Annotated in this window: 13 protein-coding genes; 9 read left to right on the top strand and 4 right to left on the bottom strand. The window is 71.9% G+C overall.

Annotation, left to right across the window (positions count from 1 at the left end; genetic code table 11):
- Window positions 1-20 precede the first annotated feature (20 nt).
- Window positions 21-1,253, top strand: coding sequence for an amidohydrolase family protein (locus ACGFW6_RS26275; protein ID WP_393514570.1), 1,233 nt, complete (start codon window positions 21-23; stop codon window positions 1,251-1,253).
- 52 nt (window positions 1,254-1,305) lie between these two features.
- Here ACGFW6_RS26275 and ACGFW6_RS26270 read toward each other — a convergent pair whose 3' ends face one another.
- Together ACGFW6_RS26270 and ACGFW6_RS26265 are read right to left on the bottom strand one after the other, a co-directional pair.
- Window positions 1,306-1,947 (bottom strand): hypothetical protein, encoded by a 642-nt coding sequence (locus ACGFW6_RS26270; protein ID WP_393514567.1) that lies wholly within the window; start codon window positions 1,945-1,947, stop codon window positions 1,306-1,308.
- Entirely contained in the window at window positions 1,938-2,183 is a 246-nt protein-coding gene (locus ACGFW6_RS26265) for a hypothetical protein (protein WP_393514564.1), read from the bottom strand. Before ACGFW6_RS26265 ends, ACGFW6_RS26270 begins: the two co-directional genes overlap by 10 nt.
- Window positions 2,184-2,496: 313 nt before the next feature.
- Between ACGFW6_RS26265 and ACGFW6_RS26260 the strand changes: the two genes are divergently transcribed.
- The 6 genes from ACGFW6_RS26260 to ACGFW6_RS26235 all read left to right on the top strand — a co-directional run bounded on the left by ACGFW6_RS26260 (window position 2,497) and on the right by ACGFW6_RS26235 (window position 9,559).
- The gene (locus tag ACGFW6_RS26260; protein ID WP_393514744.1) at window positions 2,497-3,402 is read left to right on the top strand and encodes an LLM class F420-dependent oxidoreductase; all 906 of its coding nucleotides are present in this window, start codon (window positions 2,497-2,499) and stop codon (window positions 3,400-3,402) included.
- A gap of 8 nt (window positions 3,403-3,410) precedes the next feature.
- On the top strand, window positions 3,411-4,181 hold the full coding sequence (locus ACGFW6_RS26255) for an SDR family NAD(P)-dependent oxidoreductase (protein WP_393514561.1): 771 nt from the start codon (window positions 3,411-3,413) through the stop codon (window positions 4,179-4,181).
- Window positions 4,182-4,279: 98 nt separating this feature from the next.
- Window positions 4,280-5,398, top strand: coding sequence for an LLM class flavin-dependent oxidoreductase (locus tag ACGFW6_RS26250; RefSeq protein WP_393514558.1), 1,119 nt, complete (start codon window positions 4,280-4,282; stop codon window positions 5,396-5,398).
- Window positions 5,399-5,490: 92 nt separating this feature from the next.
- The gene (locus ACGFW6_RS26245) at window positions 5,491-7,221 is read left to right on the top strand and encodes an amidohydrolase family protein (RefSeq protein WP_393514555.1); all 1,731 of its coding nucleotides are present in this window, start codon (window positions 5,491-5,493) and stop codon (window positions 7,219-7,221) included.
- Window positions 7,218-8,711 carry an aldehyde dehydrogenase family protein gene (locus ACGFW6_RS26240; RefSeq protein ID WP_393514552.1) on the top strand — a complete coding sequence of 498 codons (1,494 nt, stop codon included), beginning with the start codon at window positions 7,218-7,220 and terminating at the stop codon, window positions 8,709-8,711. Before ACGFW6_RS26245 ends, ACGFW6_RS26240 begins: the two co-directional genes overlap by 4 nt.
- A 62-nt stretch (window positions 8,712-8,773) precedes the next feature.
- Window positions 8,774-9,559 (top strand): alpha/beta fold hydrolase, encoded by a 786-nt coding sequence (locus ACGFW6_RS26235; RefSeq protein ID WP_393514549.1) that lies wholly within the window; start codon window positions 8,774-8,776, stop codon window positions 9,557-9,559.
- A gap of 15 nt (window positions 9,560-9,574) precedes the next feature.
- Here the strand turns inward: ACGFW6_RS26235 and ACGFW6_RS26230 are convergent, their stop codons facing one another.
- Window positions 9,575-9,970 (bottom strand): nitroreductase/quinone reductase family protein, encoded by a 396-nt coding sequence (locus ACGFW6_RS26230; protein WP_393514546.1) that lies wholly within the window; start codon window positions 9,968-9,970, stop codon window positions 9,575-9,577.
- Window positions 9,971-10,070: 100 nt separating this feature from the next.
- Between ACGFW6_RS26230 and ACGFW6_RS26225 the strand changes: the two genes are divergently transcribed.
- Entirely contained in the window at window positions 10,071-10,898 is an 828-nt protein-coding gene (locus tag ACGFW6_RS26225; protein ID WP_393514543.1) for an endonuclease/exonuclease/phosphatase family protein, read from the top strand.
- A 42-nt stretch (window positions 10,899-10,940) separates the two neighbouring features.
- On the opposite strand, the gene ACGFW6_RS26220 is transcribed toward ACGFW6_RS26225, so the two are convergent.
- Window positions 10,941-12,461 (bottom strand): CehA/McbA family metallohydrolase, encoded by a 1,521-nt coding sequence (locus ACGFW6_RS26220; RefSeq protein WP_393514540.1) that lies wholly within the window; start codon window positions 12,459-12,461, stop codon window positions 10,941-10,943.
- A gap of 201 nt (window positions 12,462-12,662) precedes the next feature.
- On the opposite strand from ACGFW6_RS26220, the gene ACGFW6_RS26215 reads away from it, so the two are divergent.
- The gene (locus ACGFW6_RS26215; RefSeq protein WP_393514537.1) at window positions 12,663-13,511 is read left to right on the top strand and encodes an LLM class F420-dependent oxidoreductase; all 849 of its coding nucleotides are present in this window, start codon (window positions 12,663-12,665) and stop codon (window positions 13,509-13,511) included.
- The last annotated feature ends 58 nt before the right edge of the window (window positions 13,512-13,569 follow it).

The raw sequence follows: 13,569 nt of genomic DNA, 5'->3' as shown, positions 1-13,569 counted from the left end.
ATCGGCGCTACCGTGGCGCCATGGACACCGAGACGACGTTTCCCCTGATCATCTCCGTCGACGACCACACGGTGGAGCCGCCCACGGTGTGGCAGGACCGGCTTCCGAAGAAGTACCAGGACACCGGACCGCGCATCGTCCGCGCGCCGCTGAAGGAAATGACCTTCCTCGGCGGGCGGTTCAAGCCCGTCATGGGCCGGCCGGGCGACGACGGGCCGATCGGCGACTGGTGGGTGTACGAGGACCTCCAGCGGCCCCTGACCCGCCTCGACACCGCCGTGGGCTACAGCAGGGACGAGATCAAGCTCGAGGTCATCACCTACGAGCAGATGCGCCCGGGCTCCTACGACGTGCCCGCCCGCCTCGCCGACATGGACGTCAACCATGTCCAGTCGGCGCTCTGCTTCCCGACCTTCCCGCGCTTTTGCGGTCAGACCTTCACCGAGGCGCGGGACCACGAGCTGGGCCTGCTCGGGGTGCGGGCGTACAACGACTGGATGGTGGAGGAGTGGTGCGGGCCCGACGCGCGCGGGCGGCTGATCCCGCTCACCCTCATCCCCCTGTGGGACGCCGAGCTGGCCGCCGCCGAGGTCCGCCGCAACGCCGCCCGCGGAGTGCGGGCCGTCGCCTTCTCCGAGATACCCCCGCACCTCGGGCTGCCCTCCGTGCACACCGACGACTGGGACCCCTTCCTCGCCGCCTGCGACGAGACCGGCACGGTCGTCGCCATGCACATCGGCTCGTCCAGCCGGATGCCCTCCACCTCCGCCGACGCGCCGCCCGCCGTCGGCTCGACCATCACCTTCGCCAACTGCTGCTTCTCGATGGTCGACTGGCTGATGAGCGGCAAGTTCGAGCGCTTCCCGAACCTCAGGGTCATGTACGCCGAGGGCCAGATCGGCTGGATCCCGTACATCCTGGAGCGCGCCGACGTCGTCTGGGAGGAGAACCGGGGCTGGGGCGGGGTCGCCGACAAGGTGCACCGGCCGCCGTCGGAGCTGTTCGCCGACCATGTCTACGGCTGCTTCTTCGACGACGCGTTCGGGCTGAGGAACCTCGACTCCATCGGAGTCGGCAACGTGCTCTACGAGACCGACTACCCCCACTCCGACTCCACCTGGCCGGAGTCCCGCCAGGTCGGCGAGACGCAGATGGGGCACCTGGACGCCGACGTGGTCGACCGGATCGTACGGCGCAACGCCATCGAGCTGCTGGGGCTGACGGACGACGGGCTCTGGCCGGGCGGCGCATGAGGCGGCCGCGGCCCCCGGCAGGGGACCGCGGCCCAGGAGTCGGCTGCGGGCGTCAGCCGAGGAACACCGACGAGATCGTGTCGTCGAAGCCGATCGTGCCGAGGTCGGCGATGTTGCCCTGCACCACCTCGGACGCGCCCTTGCAGTCCTTCTCGGACCAGATCTTCAGCGTGCCGGCGGCCTGGAGGGAGGAGGCGGAGTCGTCCCGGCCGACGTTCTGGCAGCCGGCGCCGGCCAGACCCTCGGACGGGTCGCCGAAGTTGATCTCGTCGGAGAGCGTGACGCTGCTCGCCGGGGCGGCGGGTCCACCGTCGCCCTGCTCCTGCTCCTCGGCGGGGGCGCCCGCCTTCTGCCCGTCCGGGGTCACACCGAACCAGGTGCCGCCCACGCCCTGGCCGTTGGTGTCGCCGGGCTTCAGGTCCTTGCTGAAGCGGTAGACCGGCCAGCCGCCGAGGGTGACCTGGAGGCTGCCGTCGTCGCGCTTGACCACGCCGACGTCGGACTTGGCCACGCCGTCCACGAAGATCTTGCCGCCCGGGGCGACCAGGACCGGCGGCCAGGTGGTGGCGCACTCGCCGGAGCAGGTCGACCTGGAGGGGTCGGCGGTGTCCTTGTCGAAGCGGTAGAGGGTGAATCCGGCACCGTTGACCACGACCGGGTTCAGGTCACCGGCCCGCGAGGCGCTCAGCTGCACCCACTTCTTGGCGGCCGGCCTGCTCGCGGGCTTGCCGGACCGGTGGCCCAGTCGCCGGTGCCGGGGGCCGCGTTGTTCTGCTTGGCCGTACCGCTGCCGAAGTTCAGGCTCTGCAGGGCGGATCCGGCGCCCTCGCGAGCCGCGGAGGCGGCGTCCTCGGTGCCGTTGCAGGCGGTCAGCAGCAGGGCCGCGGCGGCGGTGGCGGCGGCGATCGCGGCGAAGCGGTTGCGGATCATCTCGTGTCTCCCCGTGTCTCGGCGCCCGGACTTCCCGGGCCGCCGCCACCCCGTACGAGCCGTCCGCGGGCCGTCCTCACCCGGTGACGCCCCTGGGACACGAACGCGACGACCCGCGGTCAATCGCACGAAGATCGTGATATTCCGTGCGCCCCTGGACGCGACGGGCCCTCCCGGCCGGGATCCGCCCCACCCCTTGTCTGTTGCGCCGCCAGACCGGACGATGGCGCCCGAGCACTGATGTGACGGACCGTCAGATCGAGGAGGGCGTGTGGCCATCCAAGTCCCGCCGGACGGGCGGACGCTGTTCGGGATGCAGCTCCCCGTCCAGTCGCAGAGCACGATGTACGCGGAGCCGTGGGAGGCGGGCGCCGGACCCGACGACCTCGTGGCCCTGGCCCGCGCCGCCGACCGCGCCGGCTTCGACTACGTCGCCACGTGCGACCACGTCGCCATCCCGCGCCGCCTGGCCTCCGCGATGAGCACGGTCTGGTACGACCCGGTCGCCACCCTCGCCTTCCTCGCGGCGGTCACCGAGCGCGTGCGCCTGCTCAGTCATGTCGCGGTCGTCGGCCTGCGCCACCCCCTGCTCACCGCCAAGCAGTACGCCACCCTCGATCACCTCAGCGCGGGGCGGCTGATCCTCGGCGTGGGGGCCGGGCACGTGCGCGAGGAGTTCGAGGTGCTCGGCGTCGACTTCGAGCGGCGCGGGCCCGTCCTGGACGAGTCGATCGACGCCCTGCGCGCCGCCCTCGGACCGGAGGAGTTCCCCGAGCACCACGGCAAGCTCTACGACTTCGAAGGACTCGGCCAGCTGCCGCGGCCCGCCCAGGAGCGCGTTCCGGTCTGGGTCGGCGGCTCCTCGCCGGCCGCCGTGCGCCGGGCCGCGCTGAAGGGCGAAGGATGGCTGCCCCAGGGCGACCCGCGCGACCGGCTGCCCGCGCAGATCGCGCGGATCCGGCGGCTCAGGCAGGAGGCGGGCATCGAGGGGCGGTACACCGTCGGCGCCATCGTCGAGCCCCTGTACGTCGGCACGCCCGCCTGGGACGTCGGGCGGCGGACGCTGACCGGGACGCCGGACGCCCTCGCAGAGTCGCTGCGGGCGTACCGGGCGATGGGGGTGGACCAGATCCAGGTGCGGTTCCGCAGCCGCGGCCGCAGCGAGCTCGTCGACCAGATCACCGCGTTCGGGGCCGAGGTCGCGCCCCGCCTCGACTAGGGGGAGCCATGGGCAAGCTGGACGGACGGACCGTCATCGTCACGGGCGCGGCCCGCGGACAGGGCGAGTGGGAGGCGCGGCTGTTCGTGGCCGAGGGCGCGAACGTCGTCGTCGCCGACGTGCTCGACGACCAGGGAGCGGCGCTGGCCAAGGAGCTGGGGGCGTTGTACGTCCACCTCGACGTCGGTGACGAGGAGGACTGGCGTGCCGCGCTGGCGGCGGCCAAGGAGGCGTACGGCAGGGTCGACGGGCTCGTGAACAACGCCGGAATCCTGCGGTTCAACTCCCTCGTCGACACGCCGCTGGACGAGTTCATGCAGGTCGTGCGGGTCAACCAGGTCGGCTGCTTCCTCGGCATGAAGACCGTGGCCCCGGAGATGGAGGACGGCGGCACGATCGTCAACACCGCCTCCTACACGGCCGTCACGGGCATGGCGGCCGTGGGCACCTACGCCGCGACCAAGCACGCCATCCTGGGCCTCACGCGTGTCGCGGCGCTGGAGCTGGCGCCGCGCGGCATCCGGGTCAACGCCATGTGCCCCGGCGCGATCGACACCGCGATGTCCAATCCGGCTCAGCTGGACCCGGAGGCGGACGCGGAGGAGACGAGCCGGGCCCTGGACGGGCTGTACCGCAAGCTCGTGCCGCTCGGCCGGATCGGGAAGCCGGAGGAGGTGGCGCGGCTGGCGCTCTTCCTGACCTGCGACGACTCCTCCTACATCACCGGGCAGCCGTTCGTGATCGACGGAGGGTGGCTGGCGGGGGTCAGTGTCATCTGACTGCCCATCAGGTATTGACCCTCCCCGTGGGTGGTGCCACAGTCGTTCAAAACTGACGGAGCGTCAGAAAACTTCGGAACCGGGGACGGTGAACCGCCTTGGAATTCGGGCTCTTTGTACAGGGATACGTGGGCAAACGCGCCGAGACCGATCCGCTCGCGGAGCACAAGGCGCTGATGGAGGAGACCGAGTACGTCATCCAGGCGGACAAGTCAGGCTTCAAGTACGCATGGGCCTCCGAGCACCACTTCCTGGAGGAGTACTCGCATCTCTCCGCCAACGACGTGTTCCTCGGGTACCTGGCGCACGCGACGGAGCGGATCCACCTGGGGTCCGGCATCTTCAACCCGCTGGCCCAGGTGAACCACCCCGTGAAGGTCGCCGAGAAGGTCGCGATGCTCGACCACCTCAGCCGGAACCGCTTCGAGTTCGGCAGCGGCCGCGGCGCCGGCTCGCACGAGATCCTCGGGTTCATACCGGGCGTGACCGATATGAACTACACCAAGGAGATCTGGGAAGAGACGATCGCCGAGTTCCCCAAGATGTGGCTCCAGGACGAGTACGTCGGCTTCCAGGGCAAGCACTGGCAGCTGCCGCCGCGCAAGGTCCTGCCCAAGCCGTACGGGAAGTCGCACCCGGCGATGTGGTACGCCGCCGGGTCGCCGCCCTCGTACGCGATGGCCGCGCGCAAGGGGCTCGGCGTTCTCGGCTTCAGCATCCAGAAGGTCTCCGACATGGAGTGGGTGCTGGAGCAGTACAAGACGGCGGTCGTGAACGCCGAGCCGATCGGCGACTTCGTCAACGACAACGTCATGGTGACGACCACGGCCATCTGCGCCCCGACGCACGACGAGGCGATCCGCATCGCGGTGAACGGCGGGCTGCACTATCTGCCCTCGCTGGTCTTCCGCTACCACGACACCTTCCCGCGGCCCGAGGGCTTCCCGGTGTGGCCCGAGACGCTGCCCGAATACACCCCGGCGTTCGTGGAGCTGCTGATCGAGGAGGAGCTGCTGATCTGCGGTGATCCCGACGAGGTGCTCACGCAGTGCAAGCGGTGGGAGCAGGCCGGGGCGGACCAGCTGAGCTTCGGGCTGCCGGTGGGGGTGCCGAAGGAGGAGACGCTGCAGACGATCCGGCTGATCGGGGAGCACGTCATTCCGAAGATCGACACGGATCCTGTGCACCGGACTTCGCGGTTCCGGGGGGCCGTCTGAGGTCGTACGGCGGCTGCGGGTGTGTGGGGGCTGGTCGCGCAGTTCCCCGCGCCCCTAAGTAGGACACCTCCCCGGAGGGGAAAGGGAGCCCCATGCTTGATCACGTCATCAAAGGTGCGTCCGTTGTCGACGGGACCGGCGTGCCCGCTTACACCGCCGACGTCGGCATCCACGACGGTCGTATCGCCGTCGTCGGTGTCGTCGGCGAAGAGGCGCGGAGCAGTGAGGATGCCTCCGGGCTGGTCCTCGCTCCCGGGTTCGTCGATCCCCATACGCACTACGACGCCCAGCTCTTCTGGGATCCGTATGCCACCCCCTCTCTCAATCACGGGGTGACGACCGTCGCGGCCGGGAATTGCGGGTTCACGCTCGCTCCCTTGAATCCCGGCCGTCCCGGCGATGCCGACTACACCCGGCGCATGATGTCCAAGGTCGAGGGCATGTCGCTGGTCGCGCTCGAAGAAGGGGCGCCGTGGAGCTGGAACTCCTTCGGGGAGTATCTGGACGCGCTCGAAGGGCGGATCGCGGTCAACGCCGGGTTCATGGTGGGGCACTGCGCGCTGCGGCGGTATGTCATGGGAGCCGACGCGGTCGGCGGGCAGCCCAGTGAGGAGCAACTGGCGCAGATCGTGCGTCTGTTGCACGACGCCATGGACGCCGGCGCCTGGGGGTTCTCCACCACCCAGTCGTCCACCCACTCCGACGGGGACGGGAAGCCGGTCGCCTCTCGGCATGCCGGGCCCGCCGAACTGCTCGCGCTCTCCAAGGCCGTCGGGGAGCACGAGGGGACCCAGATCGAGGCGATCGTCGCGGGCTGTCTGGACCAGTTCAGCGACGCCGAGATCGACCTGTTCGCGGACATGAGCGCCGCCGCCGGACGGCCCCTGAACTGGAACGTGCTGACCATCGACTCGGCCGTGCCCGAGCGGGTGCCCCGGCAGCTGCTGGCGAGCGAGCGGGCACGCAAGGCCGGCGGCCGGGTCGTGGCGCTGACCATGCCGATCCTCACGCCGATGAACATGTCGCTGGGCACGTTCTGCGCCCTGAACCTGATCCCCGGGTGGGGCCCGGTCCTGGGGCTGCCCGTGCCCGAGCGGATCGCCCGGCTGCGCGACGCCGGGGTGCGTGCGGAACTGCTGCGGCACGCCTCGTCCAAGGAGGCCGGCGTCTTCCGGCGGCTGACCAACTTCGGGCGGTACGTCATCGGCGACACCTACAGCGACGTCAACCGCGGGCTGAGCGGCCGCGTCGTGGAGGACATCGCCCGCGAACGCGGCCAGGAAGCCTTCGAGTGCATGGTGGAGATCTGCGCCGCCGACGACATGCGCACCGTCCTGTGGCCGATGCCCACCGACAACGACCCCGCGTCGTGGGCGATGCGCGCCGAGGCCTGGCAGCACGACGACGTCCTGCTCGGCGGCTCGGACGCCGGGGCGCATCTGGACCGGATGTGCGGGGCGCCGTACACGACCCGGTTCCTCGGGGACTGTCTGCGCGGGCGCAGGCTCACGAGTCTGGAGCAGGCCGTGAAGATGCTGACCGACGACCCCGCGCAGCTCTTCGGGCTGCGCGAACGCGGGCGGATCCAGGAGGGCTTCCATGCGGACCTGGTGCTCTTCGACCCGGAGCGGATCGACGCCGGCACGGCCACCCTGGTGCACGACCTGCCGGGCGACAGTCCGCGGCTGGACTCCAGGGCGATCGGCGTGCGGGCCGTGTGGGTCAACGGCGTCGAGGCGATCCGCGACGACGTGGTGAGCGGGGCCGTACCGGGGCGGGTGCTGCGCTCGGGGCGGGACACCAGGACGGTGGCCACCCGGTGACCTTCAAAGGACCCGACCAACAGCGGCTGTTCGTCGGCGGCTCGTGGGTGGAGCCGGACGGCGGCCACTACCCCGTGATCGACCCGGCGACCGAGGAGACCGTCGGAGGGGCCCCGGAGGCTTCGCGGGACCAGGTGGACGCGGCCTGCGCCGCGGCCCGCGAGGCCTTCGGGCCGTGGTCGCGCACCGCGCCCGAGGAGCGGGCGGCGGTCCTCGCGCGAGCCGCGGACATCATCCACGGCCATCTCGGGCCGTACGCCGCACTCGCCCAGGCCGAGACCGGCGCGACCACGGGGACGGCCCGGGGCATGCAGGTCGGCGTCGGGGCGGCCCGGTTCCGGCGTTACGCGCGCGTCGAGCCCGCCGAGTGGGCGATCCCGCCGCAGATCAACGAGGCCGGTGGGGGTACCTCCCACGCCCTCAAGGCAGGGGGGGCGGGCAGGGCCGGCGTGATGGGCGCGCTGGCCGTCCGCCAGCCCGTCGGGGTCGTCACCTGCATCACCTCCTACAACAACCCGTGGGCCAACCCGGCCGGCAAGATCGCGCCCGCGCTGGCCATGGGCAACACCGTGGTCGTGAAACCGGCGCCGCAGGACCCGCTGTCCGTCTACCGGATGGCGGAGGCCCTGGAGGCGGCGGGGGCGCCGGCGGGCGTCGTGAACGTCGTCTCCGGCCGGTCCGCGGAGATCGGCGAGGCGGCCGTGTCGTCCCCGGACGTCGACATGGTGAGCTTCACCGGCTCCACCGCCGTCGGCCGGCGCATCGCCGAGGCGTGCGGGCGGGACATGAAACGCCAGCTGATGGAGCTCGGCGGGAAGGGTGCCGCCCTCGTCCTGGACGACGCGGACCTCGGCTCCGCGGTCGCCGGGATCGGGACGACGTTCTCCTTCTACAGCGGGCAGATCTGCACGGCGCCGACCCGGGTGCTGGCGCAGCGGGGCGTGTACGACCGCCTCGTCGAGCAACTCGCGGCGTACGCGGGCCGGTTGAAGGTCGGCGACCCGCGCGAGGCGGCCACGGTCGTCGGGCCGGTGATCTCGGCCGAGCACCGGGACCGGGTGGAGTCGTACGTGGAGACCGGTCGCAAGGAAGGCGCCGTGGTGGTGGCCGGAGGTGAACGGCCGCCGTACGAGCGGGGCTTCTACGTCGCGCCGACGCTCCTCGCGGACTGCACCAACGACATGCGGGTCGCCCGGGAGGAGATCTTCGGGCCGGTCGTGTGCGTGATCCCCTTCGACGACGAGGAGGAGGGCATCGCCCTCGCCAACGACACGGAGTACGGCCTGATCGACTACGTCTGGTCCGGTGACGTCGCCCGCGCCTTCCGCGTGGCACGACGGCTGCGGGCCGGGGGAGTCGGCGTCAACACCGTCGGACGCAACATGGAGGCGCCGTTCGGCGGGTTCAAGCAGAGCGGGGTGGGCCGGGACGTCGGGTCGTACGCCCTGCACGCCTACAGCGAGGTGCAGGCCCTCGTGTGGCCGGGGTGAGCGCCGGGGATTGACCGGCCGGCGGCTGTCGCCGGGGCGGCAGGGCGGGCAGAGTCTGCCGTATGGGACACATGGTGCGGGTCAAGGGCGGCGAGGTCTGGGCGGAGGACTCCGGCGCCGGCGCGTCGGGCCCCGCCGTGGTGCTGCTGCACTCGGGCGTCGGTGACTCCCGGCTGTGGGATCCGGTCCTGCCCGGCCTCGCCGCGCACCGCGTGATCCGCTACGACGCCCGGGGCTTCGGCCGTTCACCGGCGCCCACGGACTCCTACGCCCAGGCCGACGACCTCAGGAGCGTCCTGGACCACTTCGCTCTGCCCCGCGTGGTCCTGGTCGGCACCAGCATGGGCGCCAGGACGGCCGTCGATCTGACGCTGAGCGACCCGGACCGGGTCGCGGCCCTCGGCCTGCTGGTCCCCGGCGTCAACGGCTACGACGGCCTGGAGTCGCAGGAGGTGAGCGACGAGATCGCGCGGCTGGCCACGGCCCGCGACATGGACGGTCTGGTCGCGTTCGCGCTGCGGACCTGGGGCGCGGCGGGCCCCGACCCCGACACCGAGGCCGAGACCCGGCTGCGGGCGGCGATCCCGGCCTGGTTCACCACGTACGGCAAGGAGGCGGAGGGCGCTCCCGCCTTCGGCCGGCTGGGCGAACTCGCCCTCCCCTGCACGCTGCTCCTCGGTGAGAGGGACCAGCCCGAGGTGATCCGCTGCAACGAGGCGATGGCCGCCCGCATCCCGGGCTGCCGGCTGGTGCGGCACCCGGACTGCGACCACTTCCCGACGCTGCGGGCACCGCGGGACGTCGCGCGGCTGGTGCGGGACCTGTGCGAGCGGGTGCCGGCCGGCTGACCCGCGCCGGACGTGTCAGCCGCCGAGATCCACCCGGACCGTCAGCTGGTTCGTCCCCAGGGCCCGAACGGCCGTGCTGTTGAAGCGGGGCAGCCGACGCAGCCGGGCGACCGGGTCGTCGTCGGGGAGCAGATGGGCCGTGCCGGTGTGCCAGCGGCCCTTTATCCGCACCCGCACCCGCGGATCGGCCTTGATGTTGCGGATGTACTGCGACCGCTCACCGAACTCCGAGACCAGCCAGAAGGAGTCACCGACCCGGCGGCCGCCCACCGGGGTGCGCCGGGGCAGGCCGGACACCCGGCCGGTGGTCTCCAGGACCGTCTGGAGGGGAAGGCGGCGCAGCACCGGGTTGCCGACATGGCGCTGGAAGCCGGTGGCGGCGCGGAACCTGAGCTCGGTGAGGCGGGACATGCCGGTGGGTCTCCTGTCTCCTGCTGGGTATCAGGGCGCGACGGTCGAACTGTTGCTTCAATGGTCACCCACGCGGCGTGACGAGAGCGGGTGGCTGCCGATGCGGGTCGTGACCTGGAACCTGTGGTGGCGGTTCGGGCCCTGGGAGGCACGGCAGAAGGCCATCCTCGCCGAGCTGCGCGAACTGCGGCCCGACGTGGTGGGCCTTCAGGAGGTGTGGGCGGCCGACGGCGAGAACCAGGCGGAGTGGCTGGCCGGCGAGCTCGGCCTGCACTGGGCCTGGGCCCCCTCGCCCGCCCCGGAGCGCTGGCGCCGGCGCATCGGCGACCCCACGGTCGACATCGGCAACGCCGTACTGAGCCGCTGGCCGGTGACCGACCGGCGCACCCTGCGGCTGCCCGCCCCCTCCGACGTCGACGACGGCCGCCTGGCCCTCTTCACCCGCCTCGCCACCCCCGCCTACGACATCCCGTTCTTCACCACCCACCTCACGTCCGCCCTGCACGCCTCGGGCGTTCGCTGCCGCCAGGTCACCGCCCTCGCCGAGTTCATCGCCGAGAACCGGGGCGACACCCCCTTTCCGGCGATCGTCACCGGTGACTTCAACGCCTGGCCGGACTCCGACGAGATCCGCCTCTTCGGCGGCTACCGCACCGCCCCGGTCGTGCCGGGCCAGGTCTTCTTCGACGCCTGGCAGTACGCCGACCCGGCCGCCCCCGCCGACACCTGGGACCGTGCCAACCCCTACGTCGCGGCCGGCCTGGAGCCCGGCGTCCGCATCGACTACATCCACGTCGGCCCACCCGGCCCGGGCGGCCTCGGCCACGTGCGCTCCGTCCACCGCGCGGGCGACGGCGCCGTCGACGGCACCTGGCCGTCCGACCACGCGGCCGTGGTCGCGGACCTCGGGGACGCCCCGACGCACTGAGGAGCCGGATCACCGCTCGCGCGGTGAACCGGCTCCGGGTGGCTACGCGTGGCCCAGGAAGATCGGGTTCGTGAACGCCGCCAAGGCGCCCGGCAGGGGCCCTATCGCCGCCTCGTGGCGCAGTTCAGCGCGGACGTAGGCCGCGTACGAGGGGGTCGTGCGCCACTCCACGACGCCCGAGCCGGCCACCGGCAGGGGAGCGCTGGTGAACAGGACGCCCTGGTCGGTGACGAGGCGGACGGTGCAGCGGGGGGCGCCCGAGACCTCCAGGCGGACCGTGACCGGCGTGTTCCGGCCGACCTCCAGCCGCTCGCCGATCCCGGCCTGCTCGGCGCGCCCGCCCGAGGCCGTGAAGGTGAGGGAGACGTTCTTGGACTCGGCGACGTAGGAGCGGCCCGCGCGGATGCCCTCCTGGATCGCCTCGCGGGTGAGGTCGTCGGCGAGGACCACCGTCTGCGGGGAGCCGACCGGGTCCGGGCTGCGGTGGGCGTCGCTGTTGCCCATCGCCGGGATCCAGCCGCGGCCCTTGTCGCGCACGGACGCCACCAGCGTGCCGTCCCAGTCCGCCAGCGCCACCTCGTCGTCCGGCGTCCACGGGCCGTTCCAGACCTCGACCGCGTCCGCCTCCTCGAAGCCGAACTTCCAGTTGCAGCCGACACAGGTGGCGTGCGGATGGGCGGGCACGACGAGGCCGCCGGAGCGGCGGATCTGGCGGGCGAACCTGCCGAAGCGGTTGTCGCGCGCCCGGTAGCGCCAGTCGATGAACGTGCCCGGGTCGACGCCGAGGGCCAGCACATGGCCGTTGCGCGTGGTGACCTCCTCGCCCAGCATCACCAGCAGGTCGTCACCGGCCTCCTCGGCCCAGTGGGCGTGCGCCGAGTGCGTGTTGTGCTCCGAGCTGTTGATGAAGTCCAGGCCCGCCTCGCGCGCCAGCGCGGCGATCTCCGCGGGGGTGCGGCGGCCGTCCGAGTACCAGGAGTGCAGATGGCAGTCGCCCCGGTACCAGGCGCGGCCCCGGCCCTTGGCCCGCTCCGGCGGGTACACCGGCCGGACGGCCTCGTCCTGCTCGCCGTACGTCAGGGTGATCGTGACCTCGTAGTCGAGGCCCTGCGGCGCCACCGTGTACGGGCCGAGCACGATGTGCCAGGTGCCCTCGCGCACGGGCCCGGGGAGGTAGCCCGGTGTCGCGTCGTCGGCGCGGACGAAGAACTCCGTGCGCGCGCCGCCCGACCAGCCGCGGAAGCCCTTGCCGCCGAGCTCGGTGCCGCGTTCGTCGAAGATGCCGATGTCGAGGGCGTTGCCCGGGGTGCCGGCCGGCACGGACGGCTTGTCGTAGGTGTACGCGACCTTGATCTCCCGGATGCCGTCCGGGATTTCCAGGGGGAGGTACGCGAAGTCGGGGCCGCCGGTGGGCAGCGTGCCGCGTACCGTCCGGGTCTCGGTGTTGTCGGCCGCTTCGGCGGGGCCGCGAGAGAAGCTCACGCTTCCCAACGTAAGCGCGGCCGCCGCACCCGTCACGAACAATGCGCGTCTTCCCAGGCCGCCGTGGTCGTCCTCGCACATGCTGCTGCTCCCCAGGTCGTCGTGAAGGACAGGGCGTGGTGGTGCAGTGGTGGTGCGTGCAACCCTCGTATTCAGCCGTGAACTGCCGGGCAAGGGAAGGGAATCGTCAGCCGATCGGCAGCTGACGAAGCCGCGGGACGGCGATTTCAGGCCGACCAGTCGGTATGGACATGGCGACGTCCGCGCGGTACAGATGCACCCATGCGTATCTCGGCCACGATCTTCCTCACCGACGAGACCATCACCCCCACGCGGCTCGCCCGTGAGCTGGAGCAGCGGGGGTTCGCCGGGCTGTATCTGCCCGAGCACACCCACATCCCCGTCGAGCGGACCACGCCGTACCCGGCCGGCGGTGAGCTGCCGCCCGAGTACGGCCGCACCCTCGACCCCTTCGTCGCGCTCGGCCAGGCCGCCGCCGTGACCGAACGGCTCGGACTCGGTACCGGCATCACGCTGGTCGCCCAGCACGACCCGATCGACCTGGCCAAGCAGATCGCGACCCTGGACCATCTCTCGGGCGGGCGTTTCACCCTCGGCCTGGGCTTCGGCTGGAACGTGGAGGAGGCCGCCGACCACGGCGTCGAATGGGCCACGCGCCGCGATCTCGTCCGGGACCGGATGGCCCTGATGCGGGCCCTGTGGGCCGACGAACCCACCGCGTACGAGGGCGAGTTCGGTTCGGTACGGGCCAGTTCCGCCTACCCCAAACCCGTACAGAAGCAGCGCGCCCCGAAGGTCAACGGCCCGCGCACGCTCATCGGCGGCGCGGCCGGGCCGAAGCTGTTCACGCACATCAGCGAGTACGCCGACGGATGGATGCCGATCGGCGGGCGGGGGTTGTCCGAAACTCTCCCCCGGCTGCGCACCGTCTGGACCGACGCAGGCCGCGACCCGGACACGCTCCAGGTCGTCCCCTACGCCGTCTTCCCCAGCCCCGGCAAGCTCACGCACTACGCCGAGCTGGGCATCGAGGAGGTCGTGGTGCAACTGCCGCCGGCGGGGGAGGAGGAAGTGCTGCGGGTCCTGGACGAGTACGCCGGACACCTGTGAGCCGGGGGTACGGCGGCCAACCCGAAGGGGCGCGGGGAACTGCGCGACCAGCCCCGAC

The sequence above is a fragment of the Streptomyces sp. Y7 genome, assembly GCF_043195415.1.
Lineage (GTDB): Bacteria > Actinomycetota > Actinomycetes > Streptomycetales > Streptomycetaceae > Streptomyces.
The sequence above is the reverse complement of the archived record's forward strand: the minus strand, read 5'-3'. Positions and strand labels throughout refer to the sequence as shown.